The organism is Thalassotalea euphylliae, assembly GCF_003390335.1.
GTDB classification, from domain to species: domain Bacteria; phylum Pseudomonadota; class Gammaproteobacteria; order Enterobacterales; family Alteromonadaceae; genus Thalassotalea_F; species Thalassotalea_F euphylliae_B.
Window position 1 is genome coordinate 4,579,881 of the sequence record NZ_QUOU01000001.1, and the last position, 20,821, is coordinate 4,600,701.

Annotated in this window: 15 protein-coding genes and 1 riboswitch; of the genes, 9 read left to right on the plus strand and 6 right to left on the minus strand. The window is 44.5% G+C overall.

What is annotated here, in order from left to right; translation table 11 throughout:
* Window positions 1–38 precede the first annotated feature (38 nt).
* The 5 genes from DXX93_RS19885 (at window position 39) to DXX93_RS19905 (ending at window position 8,125) form a co-directional block, all read left to right on the plus strand.
* Complete coding sequence (locus tag DXX93_RS19885; protein ID WP_147302729.1) at window positions 39–518, plus strand: hypothetical protein; 480 nt, start codon at window positions 39–41, stop codon at window positions 516–518.
* A 26-nt stretch (window positions 519–544) separates the two neighbouring features.
* Window positions 545–1,825: an efflux RND transporter periplasmic adaptor subunit gene (locus tag DXX93_RS19890; RefSeq protein WP_116009634.1), complete on the plus strand. Its 1,281-nt coding sequence runs from the start codon at window positions 545–547 to the stop codon at window positions 1,823–1,825.
* Complete coding sequence (locus DXX93_RS19895; RefSeq protein WP_116009635.1) at window positions 1,806–2,507, plus strand: ABC transporter ATP-binding protein; 702 nt, start codon at window positions 1,806–1,808, stop codon at window positions 2,505–2,507. The genes DXX93_RS19890 and DXX93_RS19895 overlap by 20 nt, the downstream gene beginning before the upstream one ends.
* A 3-nt stretch (window positions 2,508–2,510) precedes the next feature.
* Window positions 2,511–4,922 (plus strand): ABC transporter permease, encoded by a 2,412-nt coding sequence (locus tag DXX93_RS19900; RefSeq protein ID WP_116009636.1) that lies wholly within the window; start codon window positions 2,511–2,513, stop codon window positions 4,920–4,922.
* A 383-nt stretch (window positions 4,923–5,305) separates the two neighbouring features.
* Entirely contained in the window at window positions 5,306–8,125 is a 2,820-nt protein-coding gene (locus DXX93_RS19905) for an insulinase family protein (protein ID WP_116009637.1), read from the plus strand.
* A 168-nt stretch (window positions 8,126–8,293) separates the two neighbouring features.
* On the opposite strand, the gene DXX93_RS19910 is transcribed toward DXX93_RS19905, so the two are convergent.
* The gene (locus tag DXX93_RS19910) at window positions 8,294–9,553 is read right to left on the minus strand and encodes a glutamate-5-semialdehyde dehydrogenase (protein ID WP_116009638.1); all 1,260 of its coding nucleotides are present in this window, start codon (window positions 9,551–9,553) and stop codon (window positions 8,294–8,296) included.
* Window positions 9,553–10,761: a glutamate 5-kinase gene (proB, locus tag DXX93_RS19915; protein WP_116009639.1), complete on the minus strand. Its 1,209-nt coding sequence runs from the start codon at window positions 10,759–10,761 to the stop codon at window positions 9,553–9,555. Before proB ends, DXX93_RS19910 begins: the two co-directional genes overlap by 1 nt.
* 509 nt (window positions 10,762–11,270) lie before the next feature.
* Here proB and DXX93_RS19920 point away from each other — a divergent pair.
* Together DXX93_RS19920 and DXX93_RS19925 are read left to right on the plus strand one after the other, a co-directional pair.
* Window positions 11,271–12,191: an acyltransferase gene (locus DXX93_RS19920; RefSeq protein ID WP_116009640.1), complete on the plus strand. Its 921-nt coding sequence runs from the start codon at window positions 11,271–11,273 to the stop codon at window positions 12,189–12,191.
* A 30-nt stretch (window positions 12,192–12,221) separates the two neighbouring features.
* The gene (locus DXX93_RS19925) at window positions 12,222–13,469 is read left to right on the plus strand and encodes a mechanosensitive ion channel family protein (protein ID WP_258872727.1); all 1,248 of its coding nucleotides are present in this window, start codon (window positions 12,222–12,224) and stop codon (window positions 13,467–13,469) included.
* Between the two features lie 54 nt (window positions 13,470–13,523).
* Here the strand turns inward: DXX93_RS19925 and tesB are convergent, their stop codons facing one another.
* Window positions 13,524–14,381, minus strand: a complete 858-nt coding sequence (tesB, locus tag DXX93_RS19930; RefSeq protein WP_116009641.1) for an acyl-CoA thioesterase II — start codon at window positions 14,379–14,381, stop codon at window positions 13,524–13,526.
* Window positions 14,382–14,612: 231 nt separating this feature from the next.
* On the opposite strand from tesB, the gene DXX93_RS19935 reads away from it, so the two are divergent.
* Window positions 14,613–14,867: a hypothetical protein gene (locus DXX93_RS19935; protein ID WP_116009642.1), complete on the plus strand. Its 255-nt coding sequence runs from the start codon at window positions 14,613–14,615 to the stop codon at window positions 14,865–14,867.
* A 79-nt stretch (window positions 14,868–14,946) separates the two neighbouring features.
* On the opposite strand, the gene DXX93_RS19940 is transcribed toward DXX93_RS19935, so the two are convergent.
* The 3 genes from DXX93_RS19940 to DXX93_RS19950 form a co-directional block, all read right to left on the minus strand.
* Complete coding sequence (locus tag DXX93_RS19940) at window positions 14,947–15,510, minus strand: hypothetical protein (RefSeq protein ID WP_116009643.1); 564 nt, start codon at window positions 15,508–15,510, stop codon at window positions 14,947–14,949.
* A gap of 24 nt (window positions 15,511–15,534) precedes the next feature.
* On the minus strand, window positions 15,535–17,373 hold the full coding sequence (locus DXX93_RS19945) for a tetratricopeptide repeat protein (protein ID WP_147302730.1): 1,839 nt from the start codon (window positions 17,371–17,373) through the stop codon (window positions 15,535–15,537).
* Between the two features lie 115 nt (window positions 17,374–17,488).
* Window positions 17,489–17,571: riboswitch (cyclic di-GMP riboswitch) on the plus strand.
* Between the two features lie 190 nt (window positions 17,572–17,761).
* A complete protein-coding gene (locus DXX93_RS19950; RefSeq protein WP_258872728.1) occupies window positions 17,762–19,597 on the minus strand; it encodes a DUF885 domain-containing protein in 1,836 nt (611 codons plus the stop codon).
* A 207-nt stretch (window positions 19,598–19,804) separates the two neighbouring features.
* Between DXX93_RS19950 and DXX93_RS19955 the strand changes: the two genes are divergently transcribed.
* Entirely contained in the window at window positions 19,805–20,818 is a 1,014-nt protein-coding gene (locus tag DXX93_RS19955; RefSeq protein WP_147302731.1) for a GGDEF domain-containing protein, read from the plus strand.
* The last annotated feature ends 3 nt before the right edge of the window (window positions 20,819–20,821 follow it).

A 20,821-nucleotide genomic window follows, 5' to 3' on the forward strand; every position in this document is an offset into this window, starting at 1 on the left:
GTTTCCCTGCTCATACATTTTATACGGAGACGTACATTTTGCTTAGATTGATCTTCATCTTATTTTTGTCTTTCTTTTCGGCATCAAGTTACGCCAACTCAGCACAGGTCGTTGGCCTAGGCGTAATGACACCTATTTACCAGCAAGTCATCAACCCCGGAAGCGATAAAAATCCGCCAATGCCTAAGGTGTATATCTATGACAAAGTAAATCAAGCATTTATCAGTAAACAAGAAACGTTGACCCTGTTTAACGTAAAAGAGCCTTATGATCAGCAGTCATTGATCAGTTTTGTCGGTAATGTTAGTGATAAACCAATCAAGGTTTTGTCACCAACAGTAGTTGAAGCCCAATTCCCAATAGCGGAAGACCGTTACATTGCATTGTACTTCAATATGCCGTCAGAATCATTGCAAACCATCTTGAGTGTGATGCCCGATTTTATGGGCAAGCATGAACAGGTGCTAAACAGCCTGAAAAACAATAGTGCAATCACTATTTTCCAAACCTTCTACTAATCAGCTTTAAGAGTTATTGCCCTGATATGGATATTCCTCAACGTGAATCACTTTCTGCGCGTTTAAGCAGGCGCGCAACAATATTGGGCGGGGTTACCCTAATGCTCTTCATTGGCTATTTTGCGCTTGACGCCCTCTCTTCGCCATTTGGCGCAGATGAAAAGGTTGCCGCTGACACTGTGAGGCACACTACGCTTGAAGTAAGTACTAAAGCATTCGGCTATTTAAAGCCTAACCGACAAATCTTACTCATTGCAGCTACCCCAGGTTTAGTTGAGAAAATCCATGTAAAACCCGGGGTTATTTTGGCAGAAGGCGAACCTATTTTGACCCTCAACAACACAGCATTAGTTGAGAAATTAGCACAGCAAGAGCTCGAAATACTAGAGCTAGATGCCGACCTCCAAATGCTCAAAGCAAACTTAAACAAGGAGGAACGCACTATCAATAATGAGCTTGCTATTACTAAAGGCCAATTGGCTATTAGTGAAATCGAGCTAGAGGCCAAAAGCAAACTGTTTGACGAGCATATTGTTTCAGCCATTGACTTTAAAAAGTCTCAGTTGCAAGTTGAACAAGGTAAATTAAACCTGCAGTTGAGAAGCGATAACTTACAGTCTTTTATTGAAGCCAAAACGGCTCACTTAGCTTCAGCCAAATTAAAGCTGGAGAAAGCTAAGCAAGCGCTTAAATACACACAGAAAGGGCTCAACAATTTAGTGGTTCGCGCTCCCTTTACAGGGCTATTTAACCACCTGAGCGATAGTATAGAATTGGGGGCACACTTAAATGCTGGCGAAATACTCGGCGCAATTTCTGACCCCGAATCACTTTATGCAGAATTAAGTGTCGCAGCCGTTAACGCCTCCGATTTAGCGCTAAATCAACTCGTGGTACTAAATATTAAGGGTGCAGCCGTCACTGGCACCATCAGCAGGATTTCACCCAATGTTAATGACAATCAAGTGTCTTTTGACGTTATCCCCCGCAACGATATGCCAGCAATGGCTCGTCCAAACTTGGAAATAAGTGGCAAGGTAATTACTGATAATTTAGGTATTAGTATGGTAGTCAACAAGCCGCAAGCGGTTAAGCACAGTCATACGACCTATTCGCTATACGTAAAAACGGCTGACGCTGACTATTATCAACCCACAGAGGTGAAAGTCGGCAAAATAGCCGATGGCAAAATGCAGGTAATTACCGGGCTTAACACCAATGATTCAGTATTAATGAGCACCCCAAAAGAGTTGGGCAACCAGCCGAAAATAGTGGTAGAGGAGCTACATGGACAAACCGTTAATTAAAGTCAGCCAATTGTGCAAAAGTTTCTATCATGGCGATACCGTACTCCCGGCCATTAATAACGTTAGCTTTGAAGTATACAAAGGCGATTACGTTGCTATTTTGGGACGCTCAGGCAGTGGCAAATCGACCTTGCTATCCGTACTTGGTTTGCTCGATACGCCAAGCTCGGGTACCTACGAGCTTAGCGGCCACGATATCACCCAACTTTCTTTTTATCAGCAAAGTATACTGCGTAACAAACACCTCGGTTGGGTATTTCAGAATTTTAATCTGATCAACGATATGAACGTGGTGGAAAACATCACCCTACCACTAAAATACAACCCTGACATAAAACCAGCACAATATCGTGCGCTGGCTTTGGCTTCTCTTAAAAAAGTCAATTTGACAGATAAGGCAGAGCAGTACCCTTCACAACTGTCAGGCGGTCAACAACAACGTGTCGCTATCGCCCGAGCCATCGTCAGCAATCCTGATCTGATTCTTGCCGATGAGCCAACCGGTAACTTAGATACAGAAAGTGGCCAACTAATTATTGAGCTACTTAATGATATCAACAATAGTGGCACAACGGTATTAATGGTAACTCATGATCAAGATATTGCTGCCGCCTGTAAACAGTCTATCACGATTGAGAATGGCCGCATTGCAACCAGTCATAACTTGCGAGTAGTTGCCTAATCTATGCCAGCTTTTGATAAATATTTTTCCGCGATAAGTAAGTTCAAAGGGCAATTACTTTTTTTAGCACTGTGTTTCGCGCTCCTCAATACCTTGTTCACTTTTATCCTGCAAATTGGTAGTGAGCTCCTCAAAGACCGTCCAGCATTCGTTGGCAGCTCAGCAGAATTAATAACCATAGGTCGAAAAAACCAAGCCGGTGAGTTTTCACCGATAAGAGGCTACAATTTAGAGCAAGTGGCTAAATTGCCGGAAGTTGAAGAGGTCACCACACTATCTTTTAATACGACAACTTTGTACCTGAATAACACCACAGCACTGAACCAAACTGTGGTTTACTACGCAGACAATTTTGCCTCGCTTTTGGCTATAGAAGGGGCACTAGCAAAGGTAACAAACCTGGCTAGCAATGATGCGTTGGTCTCACAGCGATTTGCCGAACAATACCTCTCAAATATCAAGCTGACAGAGGCGGTGTTACAACTTACGCAAAATGGCAAGCGATACCGGATTGCAGGTATTTTACCTGCCTCAATGGATGACCTTGGCAGTTTCACACCATCTGTATGGCTTAAACACAGTGAATTGGCTGACACCATGCCATTTAGGCTTACTGTTGATGAACGCGCTATTCCTGCGAAAGTAGCGAAAAATCAACGATTAACCCAAAGTTTATTACCGGGTATCCCTCACTACTTTGGCATAGCTAGACTGAACCAACCTATGGCACTTAGCGAACTAGAGCAGGCATTGGCTCAATTTCAGCGGCAAAGCGATGATGATGTCATGAGCTTTCAAGAGGCACCTCATGACAACTGGTTAATCAACGGCGTAGAGCTTTCTCCCAACGCCAAAGATGCCTTATTTAGTAGCTGGCAAGTACTCTTTATCCTCTCGACTTTCTTTCTTGTACTCTGTTGCATTGGGCTGCTTTCACACGTGACCAACATGTTGATCAAGAGAAAACAGGAATTTATGGTGCGCATTGCTGTTGGCGCTAGGTTCTCCCTGCTTGCTCGCCAACTCATTAAAGAACAATTGCCTGTTGTTATCTTAGTGTGTTTATCGGGCGCAGTTTCTTATGTTGCGCTATTTCACTTTTTGACAACATCATCGCACTTTTCACTTTTGATAGAGAAACTGGGCACCAACCCAGACTGGTTAAGTTGGCTACTCGGCAGCCTATTAATCAGCCTATTTATGATGTTGTGTGCAGTTTTACCCTTGGTATCGTTGGCGAAGCGACAAGTGTTTGAGCGATCATCTCAACTGACCATGAATAAAAAACAAGCACTGCTAAGCTATAGCAATGACGTACTACAAAAAACGATTGCACTATTCGCTATTTCGCTTTCTGTTATTGTTATTTATCAGCAAATCATTTATTACACGCAATTAAACATTAACAAACAAATCAAAGAAGTAACCTTCACCAGCCACCAGCCGATAAGCCTCGCCAGAAATTGGCTTGACGGAGAGGTCCATCAGTTTGCAAACGTGACTATGTCTGGCGCCCCTTTTGTCACGCCCTCAACACAATCAATTAAATACCAGCCATCGGTCAGTGACAAGGTTATTAACTACACAGCAAGAAAAATCGACGTCGCCAGTAATTATTTTGAAACGATCAATGCGAATGTGCTGGCAGGTAGTATGCCCCTTGAAAAATATGGCGTAGTACTCAACGAAACAGCAGCACTGCAACTTTTATCAGGTAGACAGGTGCTGAGCGACTTACTTGGGGGGCAAATTACCATCAACTCTGCGATGAAAAGCAGCAAACTAACAGTCACCGCCATCGTCGAAGACCTTCCTCATTTTGGTATTAATAAAACAGGTATTCCCTTCGTATATCAACACCTGAGCCAAACTAGCCAATTTTTAAATCGCATCGTCACTTTTTATTACCCTGCCTCAGTAGAAAATGAGTTTTTACCTCTCATCGACGATTGGGCAGGAAACAGTATTTCATTGCGCAGCAGAATAGCGAGAGAGTCACTTGAAAACCAACTTTACCAATTAGATGCAATCGAGTTTATTCTGTTTGACTTAGCACTTTTACTGGCGGTACTTATACTCATTGTTGTGAGTTTTAATCTCTACTATCAACAAGCAGCGTTCATTGCACTGAACCGTGCCAAGTTTGGTACCATGTTAGCTCTGGGGGCGTTACCCAAGCATATTTTTAAAGAGTTATTTGGGAAAAAGCTGGCTCATCTTGGTGTTTCAATTCCACTTGCGCTGCTCATTGTCAAACTTGTCATGCCTTTACTAGCTAAGCATTTAACAATACCTGATTTATCGGCTGAACTGTTCGGGCTAAGTGTAATCGCACTGATACTGTTCATCACCTTACTTGCCTTGCTTCCCGCACTGCAACTCACTAGCGAGTCCATCAAGACACAAATGAATTAAGCACCAGAAGAAGGCTAGGAGTTTCATACTTTACGCTAATAGTATTCAATTAACCCACTACTTAGCTCTCTAATTAAGTTCATGATTTATATTAAAATATAGCATGCAACACTTGTGAATCTCACCAGAGTTTAATAGGGTGTGTGTTCGCGAAAATTCCTCAGTAGCGATATTCAACAACAGTAAGTAGTAAATATTAGTGAAGTATGTTGCCTTTTATCTTTGCCTACTCCAATTGTCAGCTATTCAAGGTTAAGTTTGCCATATTAGGCTTCGTCATTGATTAGACACGAGTTAGAGCAAACATCGAATATTCCGGCTATTGGCCTGCAAGTAACAACACTCACTAATAACAACATGGAAAACAAGGAAGCGTGTGCTTTATGAAAACCTTTACCCAACAACTGAGTAAGCTCAGTACTGCACTTGTACTGTCTGGCGCAGCACTTAGTGCCTACGCAGGCACAGTCAACAAAAGCCCAAACGACCCACGTGAATACCACACTTTCACCTTAGGTAATCAACTGGAAGTTATCACGGTATCTGATCCCAACTTGAAACAGTCAGCAGCGACCTTATCCGTCGGTGTTGGTCAATACCAAGATCCAGCGCAATTTCAGGGGTTGGCGCATTTTCTTGAGCACATGATTTTTATGGGCTCTGACAAGTACCCTACGCCCGATGAATTTATGGCCTTTGTCAGCGAGAATGGCGGCCGCACTAACGCCTACACAGCCCAGCAACAAACCACGTATTTATTTTCCATCGACAGCAAGCAGTTTGCGCCAGCGCTCGACCGATTAAGCAGCGCCATTAAACAGCCCTTGTTTGACGAAAGCATGGTGCAAAAAGAAATCAACGCGGTTAATTCTGAGTGGCTAACCCATCGTCAATCAGATCAATTTGTTCAGCAACGCGCTGCAGCGCGCACCGGTAACTTGGCCCATCCAAGAGTGCAACTAGGTGTGGGTAATTTAGCAACGCTCAACAAAGATAAAACTGCTCTATTAGCCGAGCTAGGTAATTTTCATCAGGATTATTACTCTGCCAATATCATGAAATTGGTATTGGTGGGTAACCAAACGCCTAAGCAACTTAAAAAATTGGCGGAAAAGTACTTTGCTGACATTAACAACAAGAAAGTTAAACGCCCAGTAACTGTGTTGCCAGCTTATCAGGCTGAGCATTTAGGGCAGCATATTTATGTACAAAGTAAGGTGAAAGTGCCGGTATTGGCGGTTGAGTTTGCCATGCCAAACAATATGGCACAGTGGCAAAACCAAGCTAACGCCTATTTGCAAAAGTTATTAGCCTCGCAAGAAGAGGGTTCATTGCTGGCCACCTTAACAGAGCAAGGGCTAATTCAGTTTGGCAGTGTAATGTTTATGCCTAACGCATGGGGTAACAATGGCAGCGCCTTTGTTCAATTTGTGTTAACGGATAAAGGCCTAGCCGAGCAAGACACAATACTTGCCAGTACCTTTGGCTACCTAGCGCAAATCAAAGCTCAGGGCATCAGCCAAGCACATTTCGATGAGCTAAAAGGCTTGCTCAATCTGCAATACGAAGACTATCGCGCGCCCGCAGCGCTGCCACTGGCTATGCAACTGGCACAACCTATTTTCGATATCCCAAGTGAGCATTTAATTGATCACAACTTTGTCGCCAAGAAATTTGATGCCAAGCAAATCGGTGAGTTAGCGGATTTGCTGACCCCAGAACGCGCACGTATTTACCATATTAACCCAACCGAAAAAGTAGAGACTGAATTAACTTACGCAGAAGGTGGCTACCGCGTTGCGGCAATTACCGCGCAAGAGTTGGCGAAATGGCAAAACTCATCTCTTGCGGTAAAGTTGCCTGCAGCACAGGTTATCGAGCAAGAAGAAGCAGTTGAAGTTGTCTTAGATGGCGATTATTCATCTCCACGAAAAATACACAGCCAAGCCGGTGCACAAGTATTTTATTCACAAAGTACTCACCACAAAGGCAAAGAAGGTGTACTAAACGTTGCACTCACGTCAACAGCGCCCTCGGAAAACATCGACAACGCAGTGAGTGCTTCACTGCTTAACGTGATTTTTATTAAAGAAAATCAACGCTTGCTGCAACGCGCCCAGCAGCGCAACGGGGTAATGATAAGCCCAGCCGCGAATCATGCGAACAATACGGTTTTTCGCCTATTTGGTCGCAGTAGCAAGCAATTTAAGTTGGCAACTCAGCTGATCGAAGAATTCAAAGGGCTCGAAATTACCGAGCGTGACTTCAAATCAGCACTCAAGCTAGTCAACGATTCACTGGAAAGTATGCAGGCACTGAAAATTTCAGATCAGCTGTCTTTTCACGCAATGAATTTAACACGTCGTAGCCCTTATCAATATTCCATCAAGGCAACGCGCAAGGCACTGGCCAATGCGTCTTTGGAAAAAGTCAAAGCGATGCACCAGCAAATTCTGCGCGACAACTTTGTCGATATTTATGCCCACGGTAACTTCGCCCCAGAAAAGCTGATTGATTTTGCCAAGCAAACGCGCGAACTGTTAGGTGAGAGCGATATGCAGCCTTGGTACATGGCATCTGACTTTTCAGTAAAACAGGGCAGCGCCGTAGTAAAAAAGGTATCGGTGAAACAAGATGGTGTCGGCCTAGTGGATACTTACATCTACCCAGAAAAGTCGGCCAAAGTACTTGCGCAGCTGCACTTGCTCAATCGCTTGTCGTCAACGCCCTTGTTTAAAGAATTGAGAACCAATCAACAAGTCGGCTACGTGGTGAGAAGCTATGAAGAGAGTATTCACGACTTCCCTGCGCTTTCGGTCATGATTGTCAGTGACAATACCGACTTGCAGCAACTGAAAGAGCGCATTGAGTCTTTCCAACTCGGCTTTTACCAAGCACTTGAGCAGGTTGACGAAAAAGCCATTGCGCAACTGGCTAACTCAGTCGCCGATGAACTTAGCAAAAAGCCTGAAAATATCTTTGTTGAAGTGGGTCACTTTATTCAAGACTGGGAGCAAGAAAAACACAATTTCAACTCCAAGGCTGAACAAATCCGTGACATTCGCGCGACCACTAAGGCTGATTTATTAGCGCTATACAAAGTGATGTTTATCGAAGGTAAGTTTATGAACGCCTTAACCCAACTAAAAGGCGAAGACTTTAAAGATACCAACTACTTTAGTTGGTCTGCGGCCGGTAAATAGCACCACACGCTAACACTTGCCATCACTCAAAGCTGATATTACCCCAAGCATTTAGGCTTGGCGTGATATCAGCTTTTTTATTGGCTCACGGCAAATGTGAGAGGTGCTCAGCGCCACTTAGTTTTGCCCTCGACAATTGCCTATGGACTATAGTTTATGGCGTATACTCTATGGCCTTACTTGGCCATCCCCTAGTACCACAAATTTCTCTGTTGTTAACGCTTCTAGCCCCATTGGCCCATAAGCGTGCAGCTTACTGGTCGAAATACCAATTTCAGAGCCTAACCCTAGCTGGCCGCCATCAGAAAAGCGAGATGACGCATTTGCCATCACTACCGACGCGTTAATTTGGCGAATAAACTGCTGACAGCGTGAGGTATCTTGGCTAACGATCACTTCGGTATGATCTGAGCTGTATTGATTAATATGAGCAATAGCGGCATCGTAATCAGCCACCACTTTAATCGCAATTTCTTGTGCTAGATATTCCGCTTGGTAGTCTTCATCAGTTGCCAATTCTGCGTTCATAAAATATGACTGAGATTGCTCACAGGCGTGAATTTTCACATCAAATTCTGCTAATGCCTTCGCGGCTTGCGGCAAGTATTGCGCAGCCACCGCTTGGTGAACGAGTAAAGTTTCGAGCGCATTACAAGCGCTTGGGCGCTGCGTTTTACCGTTGACCAGCAGATCAATCGCCTTGCTTAAATCCGCAAATTCATCCACATACTGATGACACACCCCTTTGAAGTGCTGAATAACCGGAATTTGGCTGTTTTCGGTGACGTAACGAATCAAGCCTTCACCACCGCGAGGGATCACTAAATCAATAGATTCTCGCTGTTTTAATAATTGCTCAATCACTGCGCGGCTGGTATCGGGAATCACCGATACCATGTAAGGATTCAGCTGATGTGTCGCCAATACTTGGTGCAAACAATTCGCCAGCGCCAAGTTGCTGTGAATCGCCTCTGAGCCACCGCGTAATACCACAGCATTACCGGCCTTAATACAAAGTGCCGCCGATTCTGCTGTGACATTCGGGCGAGATTCATAAATCATCGACACGACGCCCAGCGGAATACGCATTTTGCCCACTTGCATACCATTCGGGCGAAGCTGCATGTTGGCAACATTGCCGACCGGATCAGGTAAATTGACAATATCCATAATGGCGGCGGCGATATCGTCGATACGCGCAGGGTTCAGGGTTAATCGGTCAAGCATGGCTGTAGATAGACCTTTGTCACGGCCTGCGACTAAGTCTTTTTCATTTTCAGCGATAATGGCGGTACTTGCCGCACGGATCGCCTGCGCCATATCAGCCAGTAGTTGGTTTTTCTCGGTAGTGGTTAATTGCGCCACTTCTCTACTTGCGGCTTTGGCCTGCTGCGCCATTTGCTGCATATCAAAAGCTGTTGAATTCATTACTCTTCCTTACGACTTATCTGGTTCACGACTGGCGTAGTGGTTTTCGCTGTGGTGACAGTTTTGCTATCGGTTTCACTATCAGTATTGATCTCGCTATTGATAGCAGATTGTAAAATCACCATATCATCGCGATGCACCGCCACTTTGCTTGGGCAATAACCTAAAATAGTGGCGATTTGATTACTGTTCTGGCCAATAATCTTTGCTAAATCGCGGTAGCTGTACTGGCTAATGCCTTTCGCAATAACCGACTGACTGGTGACATCGATAATATCAATCGAGTCTCCGGCCGCAAAACGGCCGTCAATACTCGTAATGCCAGACGGCAATAAAGAAGCGCCCTTCTGGGTGACGGCTTTTATTGCGCCAGCATCCAGTAAAACACGGCCAGTACTTTTTAGTGTGTGCTTTAGCCAATGCTTTTTCGCTTTGAACGGTGCTTGCTGTGCATGAAAGTGCGTACCAGCATTAACCCCTTGGGCAAATTGCTCCAGTGCTTGCGCATCTTCACCACTTAAAATATAGGTGGCAATACCGTTTTCTGTGGCCTTCTCAGCCGCTTGAATTTTAGTCTGCATGCCGCCTGTGGCGATATGATTGCTGGTACCAGACGCCATTTGATAGATAGCTGAGGTGATTTGCGCAACATCCGTCAGCTTTTCAGCATTGGGGTTGTCTTTGGGGTTTTCGCGATACAAGCCATCGACATCACTTAATATCAATAAACAATCCGCTTCGCTTACCAGCGCCACTTGTGCGGCTAGGTTATCGTTATCACCGACTTTTAATTCTTCGGTAGCCACCGTATCGTTTTCATTGACGATCGGAATCACACCGTTGGCGAGCAGAATACGAATGGTATTTTTAATATTGATATAGCGCTGACGATCTTTTAAATCGCCGTGTGTGATCAACAGCTGACTGCAGGGCACATCAAAAAAACGTTGCCAATTCGCCATCATTTTCATTTGGCCAACCGCTGCCATTGCTTGTTTAGTGGGGATAGAGGGGTTGGGTGAGCCATGTCGTATTAATGCACGGCCAGCAGCGACACTGCCAGACGATACCAAAATGACTTCTTTTCCCGCTTGGTGGCATTGGGTAATGAAGCGCGCGATAGACAGTAAGTACTGCCCGCTGCAACCCTGTTTATCAGGGGCAACCAAGGCACTGCCAACTTTAATTACAACACGTTGAAAGTTCATTGCTCCTCCTCTATTTTCAACCAGCCTAGCATGCCGTGAAAACAGATTAAATAGCAATCACCTTTTACCACTCGTATCAACTAAAATATTATTTTTAATAGGTTTATCGCATAACCATTGAGTATCCAGTGTTTCCCTCAGTTAAATGTTAATTAAATGTGTATATTTGAATACTTGACTAAAAATGTGTTTATTTTGTCACCTTAGTTGACAACTCACTTAATATTGCTGTTTTTTATACAAAAAATTTACTTAGCTCTAGTCACTTTTAATTGCTCAGAACATACAGTACGGCAAAATAACGGTTTCAGACCAAATGTGGTGCGCAAATCGAATAAACTCATTTTATCCCCAAGTCACTGAGCGCTTGCCCGTGAATCATGGCATTTTCGTTGCGCCCAAGCGGTCTGCCAGCGTGTGAAAAAACCATGTTCAAACACTATTGAAAGCCTTACAATCTATTTATCACCCACTGAAAATAGCCTTGTTTACCAGTTAAGTTCATTATTATGTTGAGTTTTCTACCACGACCTTTGATCGGCCTTATTTCCTTGCTGTGTTACACAATCAATACGTTACTTTGGGTGTTACCCGTAGTTGTTAGTTCGCTTTTGAAAGCGCTGATACCAGCCAAAGGTTGGCAGAAGCTGTTCAGTTATTTGCTTGATCGCATGGCGAGTAATTGGGTGACTTGCAACACGGGTATCCAAAACTTGTTCACCAAAGTGAATTATCAAGTGACGGGTCTCGACAAACTGGACAAAAAAGACTGGTACTTAGTGCTGAGTAATCACCAAAGCTGGGTCGACATCTTAGTATTACAGCGCCTGCTCAACGGCAAAATTCCCTTTCTCAAATTTTTCTTAAAAAAAGAGCTGATCTACGTGCCGTTTCTCGGCATTGCTTGGTGGGCATTAGACTTTCCATTTATGAAACGCTACAGCCAAGCCTTCTTGAAAAAGAACCCACATTTAATTGGCAAAGACATTGAGACCACGCGCAAGGCGTGTGAAAAATTCAAACACAAGCCCGTTAGTGTGATGAACTTTATTGAAGGCACACGCTACACACAAGCCAAGCATGAGAAACAAAAGGCACCGTTTAAACATTTACTTAGGCCAAAAGCTGGCGGCATTGCCTTTGTCCTTGATGCCATGGGGCAACATCTAAACAAGATAGTTAACGTGACGATTTATTACCCGAATGGCATTCCGAGTTTTCAACAGTTTATTTCTGGTGACGTTACCGACATTCACGTTAATGTTGAGACGATTGATATCCCAGAAGAAATTATTGGTGATTATTTTAACGACAAAGCGTTTAAGCAAAACTTTCAACAATGGGTCAATCAGCTGTGGCGCGATAAAGACCAAACCATGGCCGAAATGGAATTGGCTGATCACCAGTCAAAGCCCCAATCACAACCGTAACAAAGCGTAACTTTTAAAAGGAGTTTAACCGTGCAAGCGTGGATTTCTGAACAGCTACTAATGCTTGGCTGGCCAAACCAATATTTGGCACTCGGCACCAGCATTTCAGGTATTGTGTTGTTATTGCTGTTGGCAAGTATCAGCCACTACATAGTAAAGCACCGCATTTTAGTGCTCGTTCAGAAAGTTGTGCAGAAAACGAAAAACACTTGGGATGATTTATTCGTTACTCATCAAGTGTTTACCAAAATTAGCTTGCTGGTACCGTTTTTCCTGATCATTGCCCTCACGCCGGTTTTCTTGCTGGAAGAGTCGCTCACAGCCAAAATATTAATCGCGATTGCGCGTGTCGCTGTCATTTTTCAAATTGCGCGGGTGTTGTCAGCCTTACTGGACGTCATTAAGGCGATTTATCAAACCAAAGCGAAAACGCGCTACATGCCACTGAATGCGACAATTCAGTTGGTCAAGCTCGCCATTTATTTGGTGGCCACCATATTATCTGTCGCCGTCATCATAGATCGGTCACCAATTTTCCTACTCAGCGGTTTAGGTGCGTTAACCGCTGTACTCTTGCTGATTTTCCAAGACACGATCAAAGGACTAGTCGCCAGTATTCAAATTGCCGCGAACAAAATGGTGGCGCCGGGTGACTGGGTTGAACTGCCGCAATACGGCGCCGATGGTGACGTGCTTGAAATAGGCCTCAATACAGTAAAAATTCAAAACTTTGATCGCACAGTCACCACAGTCCCCACTTATGCCTTGATTAGCGGCTCCTTTAAAAATTGGCGCGATATGTTCAATTCTGGCGGGCGTCGCATCAAACGCGCGCTTTGTATTGATGCCGCCAGTGTTCGCTTTTATCAACCGGAAGAAGTTGAGCAACTGACGAGTATTAGCTTGTTAGGTGACTACTTAACGCAAAAACAAGTGGAGCTGGCCGAAAGCCAGCAAAAATTGGGAAGTGCCGGGAGCGACAAACGCAACCAGCGCCAACTTACTAACATAGGCACGTTTCGCGCTTATATCACCGCTTACCTGCGTAATCACCCCAAAGTGCATCAGCAAATGACTTGCATGGTGCGACAACTCGCCCCAACACCAACGGGCATTCCGTTGGAACTGTACCTTTTTAGCAGGGATCAAAATTGGGTGAACTACGAAGGTATACAAGCGGATATTTTCGATCACCTCTACGCCATTGCCCCAGAATTTGGATTGCGCATCTTCCAACACCCTACAGGGTATGATTGGCAACGCCAAGTAACCCAATAGCGCCTCCTTTTACAGGCGCTAACGACAATAACTTAGTTCATGGTGAGCGTAAGCTTAACGCGCGCGAATAACGCCTTCTTGCATCGTCGAGGCAACAAGCTCGCCTTGGCGATTAAAAATTTGCCCCCGCACTAAGCCGCGACCACCCGTTGCCGATGGGCTATCAACCGCATAAAGCAGCCAATCATCAAATCGGAATGGGCGATGGAACCACATAGTGTGATCTATCGTCGCTATCTGAAACTTTTGATCCCAGTGAGTTTGACCGTGTGGAAACAAAGAAGTCGGCAAAAAGTGAAAATCTGACGCATACGCCAACATATAAGTATGAACACGTAAATCGTCCGGTAAATCACCATTGGTTTTGATCCACATATGCGATTTAGCGGGCACTTTTTCTGGTGACACCCAGTTGTATTGCTCTACCGCTCGCAACTCAATTGGCTTTTCCGCCATAAAAATTTTACGAATATGCGCTGGAAATACCGCTTGGTTAGCTTTGATAAATTCTTGATATGACGGCACGCCCTCAGGACCTGGCACATTCGGCATGGCATCTTGATGATCAAACCCTTGCTCTGGCTGCTGGAACGAAGCCGTCATGTAGAAAATCGGCTGGCCGTTTTGAATGGCTTTAACACGTCTGGCACTAAAGCTGCCACCATCACGCAGCACTTCAACATCATAAACCACGGGTTTAGTGGCGTCGCCAGCTCTTAGAAAGTATGAGTGTAATGAATGAACATGACGATTCTCATCAACGGTTTCTTGCGCGGCTGATAGCGCCTGCCCCATTACCTGCCCGCCGAATAAGGCTTTAAAGCCCAAATCTTGGCTTTGCCCCCGATAGATCCCTTGCTCAATCGTTTCTAATGTTAAAAGTGACAATAAGTCATCCAACACCTGACTCATACACGCCCTCACTGCTACTTGTTGTTTTTCTGCATTATATAATAAACACGGGCAGAGAATACCCTTGTGGAGCGACTCTCCCCCTAATTACGTAAGCCATTTACCTCGCTAACCTGTAGAAAGTTATAAATTTTTGTCAATCCACAACATTTAATTGTTGAAATTTTAAACAATGTTATATAGTGTCACGTAATAATTATTTGCAGTTTAAATAGTAATGTGAGGCTAGCGATGCAAGCTGTTTCAAAACGCGAAATGCTGTTAGAGCGAAGGCAACACGATCAAATTCAAGCAAGGCTTTGGGAGCAATTGACACTGGCGCAAAAGTTCGCTGCGAGTAGTCTTACCCAATTTGGCTACGACTTAACGTTTATCCGCTCAAGTGGCAACGGCAGTTTGGCTATTTTGCTATGCGATGGAAAAATAGCCACCATAGCATGGGATGGTGAAATTGATACCGACCCAGAGATACATATTCGCAACTAATACAGTACCTGTTGATAGCATATCAATGATCAAAAACGGCGCTTAAATAGCGCCGGTTTTATTTTCGCTTTTCAAGAAGCTAGCTAAATTTCTGAAACTCAATATCGTCATTATCACTGGTCGGCTCTTTCTTCACCGGTTTAATTTTCGCGAGCGCTTGCTGCTGCTCATTCAATAAACTTTCCATGACAGACATAAAGCCAGTTAAGCTATTGCTTGCCCACATGCGCGCAACATGCTTTTCACGACCTGAAATAAAGGTCAAAAAATCTTTGTATGAACCGGGTTTGTGACTTTCGAAGTGTGTTTGTGCATTGGGTTTCAGCTGATCTTTTGCCACGGCACACGCGTTAAACACCGCGGCATAGTTGTTGACTAAAGGCGACATGCGTTTGAGATCACTGAGTATTGAAGGCGACTTTTGCTCAGCCGCTTCTACGGCTTTGTTATAGCGAAAAGTAAAAAATTCTTGCTGCTTATTGGCGATGCTGGCAACCGTATCAAGCAGTTGTTTATGGTTCTTGCGGGTCAGAGTCGTATCGCGCTTTTGCTTCACTAAATCTTGCACTAATCGCTCGCTACGAAAGTAAAAATAGACACTGACAGCCACAAATATGGCAATCACAATAAACGCAAAAAACATAAACTGACTAATTATCCTGTATTTTTAAGAGACATCACTCAAACGCGATAAGAAGATATAAGGATCAATATCTTGTACCGCAGGCGTGTCTAAAGAAAACCTTATATTAACCGAAAATTCACCTAAATTGGCAAAAAACCGCACTTTTAATGCGTCAATTAGCTTTTCAAATTTAGCCTGGGCTTGCCCTCGCGACTGATGTGGGAAAAGCACAATGTACTCGCCCTCGTTAATTTGACCGCTTTGGTCAAACTCTCCCATATGCTCATTGATCAAAGTAGCCAATGTTTTATTGACTTCACTAATGACCCGCTTATTGAAACTAAAGGCTAAGTCGGGCCAGTTGCTGATAGTTAAATAGCCGATCGTCAGTGGATATTCGTATTTGCGCGCTTTCTTAAAGGCACGGTGGTAAATGTATTTGGTTTGTGTGGGTGTCGGTACGACATAAGTCGGGCGCTCGAATTGCCCATAAACATCGTGATGCTTGCGCGAGCGATAAGCTAACCATTGGACGATGGCCACCACCACAAGCAGAATACTCAGTAAGGTTAACCCTATGATGTAGTGCTGCTGTTGTTTCACTTGTGCAGAAAATTCGGTATGTGCGTCGTAAGCTTCCGCTAAATCAAGGGCAAGCTCTTTGTTACTCTGCTCAACCGTAATACGACTAGGCGCTCTGATCACCCGTGATTTTGCGTCTTTAAAGAACTGATGTTGAAGCTCAACGTATCGGTTTAGCATCACCAAGGCTTTGTCTTTGTCACCTTCAATTTGGTAGCGATTGGCGAGTAACAAATACAAGTCGACCTGATCGCCTGCCACTTCGACAATTTCTGACAGCTCTTCGGCCAGCACCAGCAGCTGAAATGCAAATGCTTGGCGCCCCGTCGCGAAACTCGCCTTAGCAAGGGCAATTAAGGTGCTCAGATAAGGCTTATTAAGGTTTTGACCTTTAAACGAATCTTCCGCTTCCACCAGCGCAATATACGCTTCTTGATACTCTTGTTGATCCAATAACACTTGCCCAATACCCAACTCGGCATAGGCCCTTTTGATTGGCCAAACACGTGTTTCGGCAATCTGTTTTACCTGCCAAAAAGCGTTAAACGCATCGTCAAGGCGATCTAACTCTCGATATGCCGAAGCGAGGTTATAGTAGGTGCGCTCAATGCCATTTTTGCGGTTTAAGGCAAAACGCAATTTGAGTATGCGCTCGTGAATTTCCATCGCGGTTTGGTAGTCGCCCAGATAGTGATACGAGATAGCGATAACTTCCAGTAACTGCAAATGCTCCGCGTACTGAAAATGCTGTTCAATCAATTCTTTCACTAAGTGCAGGTCGTCTGCCGCTTTTTGCGCTTCGCCGATCAAGGCATTTGCCATGGCGCGATAACCTAAAGCTAACAGCTGATACTTCACCAGCCCTTCTTTTTCTGCGCGCTCCCATACCTGATCAACAAAGTGAAAAACATTGTGGTATTTACTTTTGACGAAGTACCCTTCGGCGAGTTTTATTTCTAAATTGAGTTGCAGTTCAGCAGGTAGAGGTTTGTAAGTTAGGCCGTCAACAGCAAACTGGAAGGCACGTGCGGCATCGCCCTTACTACCAGCAACTTCTGCCAGTAAGACATAGGCTTTAGCAATTACGTCTTTGGGATATTGTCGACGAAACTGCACAATTGCCGTCGCCAATGAGACAATTTCATCGTATGGCAGGGCTTCTTTATCTGCTTGGTAATAGCTGTTAACCCGCTCGATGTTGGCGGCGACAGCTTCTCTTGGTAATTGCGTTTGCGCACTCAGTGGCTGACTCAGGCCATAAGCCATTACCAGAATCAGCACTAACCAAATTTGTTTCACCAACAGCAACCTATATTATTTATTTCTAACGCTATTTTAACGAATCGTATGAATAAGAGCCAACCTGAGGTTTACTCTGGTTATTATTTGACTATAATGTCGTCGAGCGACTAAAGCTCGTTAAAGGCAAATCTAGCGAAAGCTAGAGACGCAAAGTTACCGGTCTAAGGGGAAACCTAGGACAGCGGGACTGCCAAATTTAGATATAGTGGGGGCTTATCTTTCTTAGCGATCCAGCTAACCTTATCTCCTGCGGTATACTTTGCGTGTCTTTCCCCTTTCTTATCTTTCTCTTATACCAAGAGTTTTTGAACGAATAGAAATAGCGCCTAGCAGCTGCTCAATTCAATCATCAATCAGCCTGCTTTCGGCGCTAAAGTGCCACTTTTTAGCTTTGCTCAGCTAATGCTTGTTTCTGCTGTTGTTCTTTCTGCTGTGCGATGTACTGAGTAATCACAATCTCTAGCATCGATAATGGCATAGAGCCGTTTGCAAGCAGTTGATCGTGGAACTCGCGCAGATCAAAATCAGTCCCCAACGCTTGCTCCGCTTCCTGGCGCAGGCGCTTGATCGTTAATTCGCCAATTTTGTACGAAAGCGCTTGCCCAGGCCATGAGATATAACGGTCGATCTCAGTTCTTACATTGTGTAGCGACAACGCCGTATTACTAGCAAGGAAGTCCATCGCGCGATCGCGTGACCACCCTTTAACATGCATCCCCGTATCGACCACTAAGCGACACGCCCGCCACATTTCATAAGTCAAACGGCCAAAGTCACTGTAGGGATCTGGATACATGCCCGCTTCAATACCTAAATATTCCGCATACAAGCCCCAACCTTCACCGAATGCCGAAATATAGGTTTTGTTGCGAAACTCTGGTACATCCCTCATTTCACGGGCAATCGACCCTTGTAAATGATGACCGGGTACTGCCTCATGTAGTGTTAATGCTGGTAAAACGTATAGTGGACGGCGATCTAAGCGATAGGTGTTGACCCAATAATTGCCCGGTTGATCATCACGCGAAGGACCAGAGTAACGACCCGTTGTATATTTAGGTGCAATATTCGCTGGTACTTCAATGACACCGTATGGTGTGCGCGGTAGCGTTTTAAACAAGCTCGGTAACTTGGCATCCATTTGCTTGGCAAGAAATGAAGCTTCTTTGAGCAATTGCTCCGGTGTCGTTGCGTAGAATTGCGGGTCTGTGCGCAGGAACTCAACAAAATCGGCGAACGAGCCTTCAAAGCCTAATCTTGCAATAATCGCATTCATCTCAGCACGAATGCGTTTGACTTCGGCTAAACCAATTTGATGCACTTCATCCGCGGTCATTTCCAGGGTGGTAAAGTGTTTTACGCGATTCGCATAAAACGCTTCGCCATTAGGCAAGCTGCTGGCGGCAATATTTTGTCGCGCGTTTGGTTGATACTCGCCAACCATAAAGTCATAGAAGGCTTGATAGCTTGGAAATACTTGCTCTGTTATTGATTTGACGGCTGCTGCGCGCAATGTTTCTTTTTGTGCATCGCTCAAGTGTTTGGGCATAGCGACAAATGGCTGGTAGTAAGCGCTTTCGGTGACATCATCTTTGATAAATGCGGCAATAGACTCTTCAAACCCTTGCAAAACCACTTGAGGTTGGGTGTAACCTTGCGCCAAACCTTCGCGCATCCACGCCATTTGCTGATCAAAGTAGCGTGGGATTTGCGCAAGTCGACTGAGGTAATCTTGATAGTCTTGCTCTGTTTTAAAGCTCACCATCCGATTGATAAAGCTAATATATGCGTGAAAACCTGATTCGGCGGTGATCGGCATTAAGTACTCTTTGTTGAGGTAGTAATCTGCTTGATTTTGCATCCGATATTGCAGTACCGACCAGTTAATACGGTTGGCATCGTCGAGTGCCTCTGTGTCAATCGCGTTCACTTTCGCCAGTATCGATGATAATGCTTGATGGTTAGCCGCAAGTGTTGCCGCACTTAAATCCGGCAGCTCACGATTACTTTTGCCAACTTCTGGCTTGTTAAACGGGCTACTCTGTTGCTCGTATGCTTGGTATTCGTCAATCAGGTTCGCGAGTGCTTGATTGGCGTCTAGCTTGGTTTCTGGAGTGGTATGGCTACATGCAGTAAGCATCAATGCCATGGCAAAAATGAGGTATTTCATCACGTTAATCGCTTGTGTTATTAGTATTGTGGAGGCTCTTTGTTTTTTCATTTTACCCGTCAACTCATCTGTTGCAACTAACCCCTTGCAACTAGCTTCGCAAACGAGCAGCCACTGTTTTAGCATCATCATTGTTGAAATTGTATGCAATTTTTTACTTAATTACGTTATTTACCAACAAAAGTTGCGTTCAAGGCTAGAAGTTTACAAGGAATTTAGCCAGAATGGCGGAGCAGTTAGATTAGTTGGGGTGAATCATTGAAGCACCATGATTCCGTAGCACAAGCACAAGTTAAAATGGCGAAAGCCGCAAAGCTGTTAGCGCAGTGGAAATTACCGGTAACCCCAATAAATTACGCTATTGCTTATGAGTATATTTGTGAGAAAAACACACCGCTGATCACCAAAATAGATCAGCACTTGTTCACTTATGGCCGTTTAGATAACTTTCTGTTTGAGCAGCTTTATCGAGAGTATGTGCTTGGTCAAAACAACCTGCGTGATGAAATGTTTGACGAAGTGAAACAGCTCACCGCCGATCTCAGTGAAACCTGCCAAACTTCTACGCAACAAAGTTCACAATTGCTATCTACGCTAGACAACAATGTCGCGACTCTCCAAAGTGGTAATGACGCTGAGACGGAACAAGCACTTGCTAATTTAACCCAAACCGTTGAGCAGCTAAGAGAGCAACAACGCGCGCTTATCGAAAAATTGACCGCGTCAGAGCAAAATGCCAAAAACCTGTATCAAGAATTCAATGCCGCTCGTCGCGAAATTTACCTCGACCCCGTCACTAAGCTGTTTAATCACAAAGCACTTAACAAACACTTTGATGCTTGGCTGACAGACTCTCCCGATCGTCAAATTGCCGCGCTTGTTGTCAGTGTTGACGAATTCAACCGCTTTAGCGATAAATTCGGCTCGCTAATTGGTGATGTGATTTTGTCGAAAATCGCCAATAAAGTCAGTAATTATGTTGGAGAAAGCGGCTTGCCAGTGCGCACCGGCAATGAGGAATTTCTGATTTTATTGCCAGATGTGGAAATGGGTATCGCAGGTGAAATTGCCGAAAAAATACGTCAAGGTGTCGAGCGAATTCGCTTTATCAGTAGCAAATCAGGCATTCGCCTACCACAAATGACCATTTCGCTCGGTGTGAGCGAGTTTCAACAAAGAGAAACCTTACAAAGCCTGATTAATCGCACAAAAAAAGCGCTGTCTGATGCGCAACGTCAAGGGCAAAATCAAGTATCCATGTTATCGGCTTAGCTT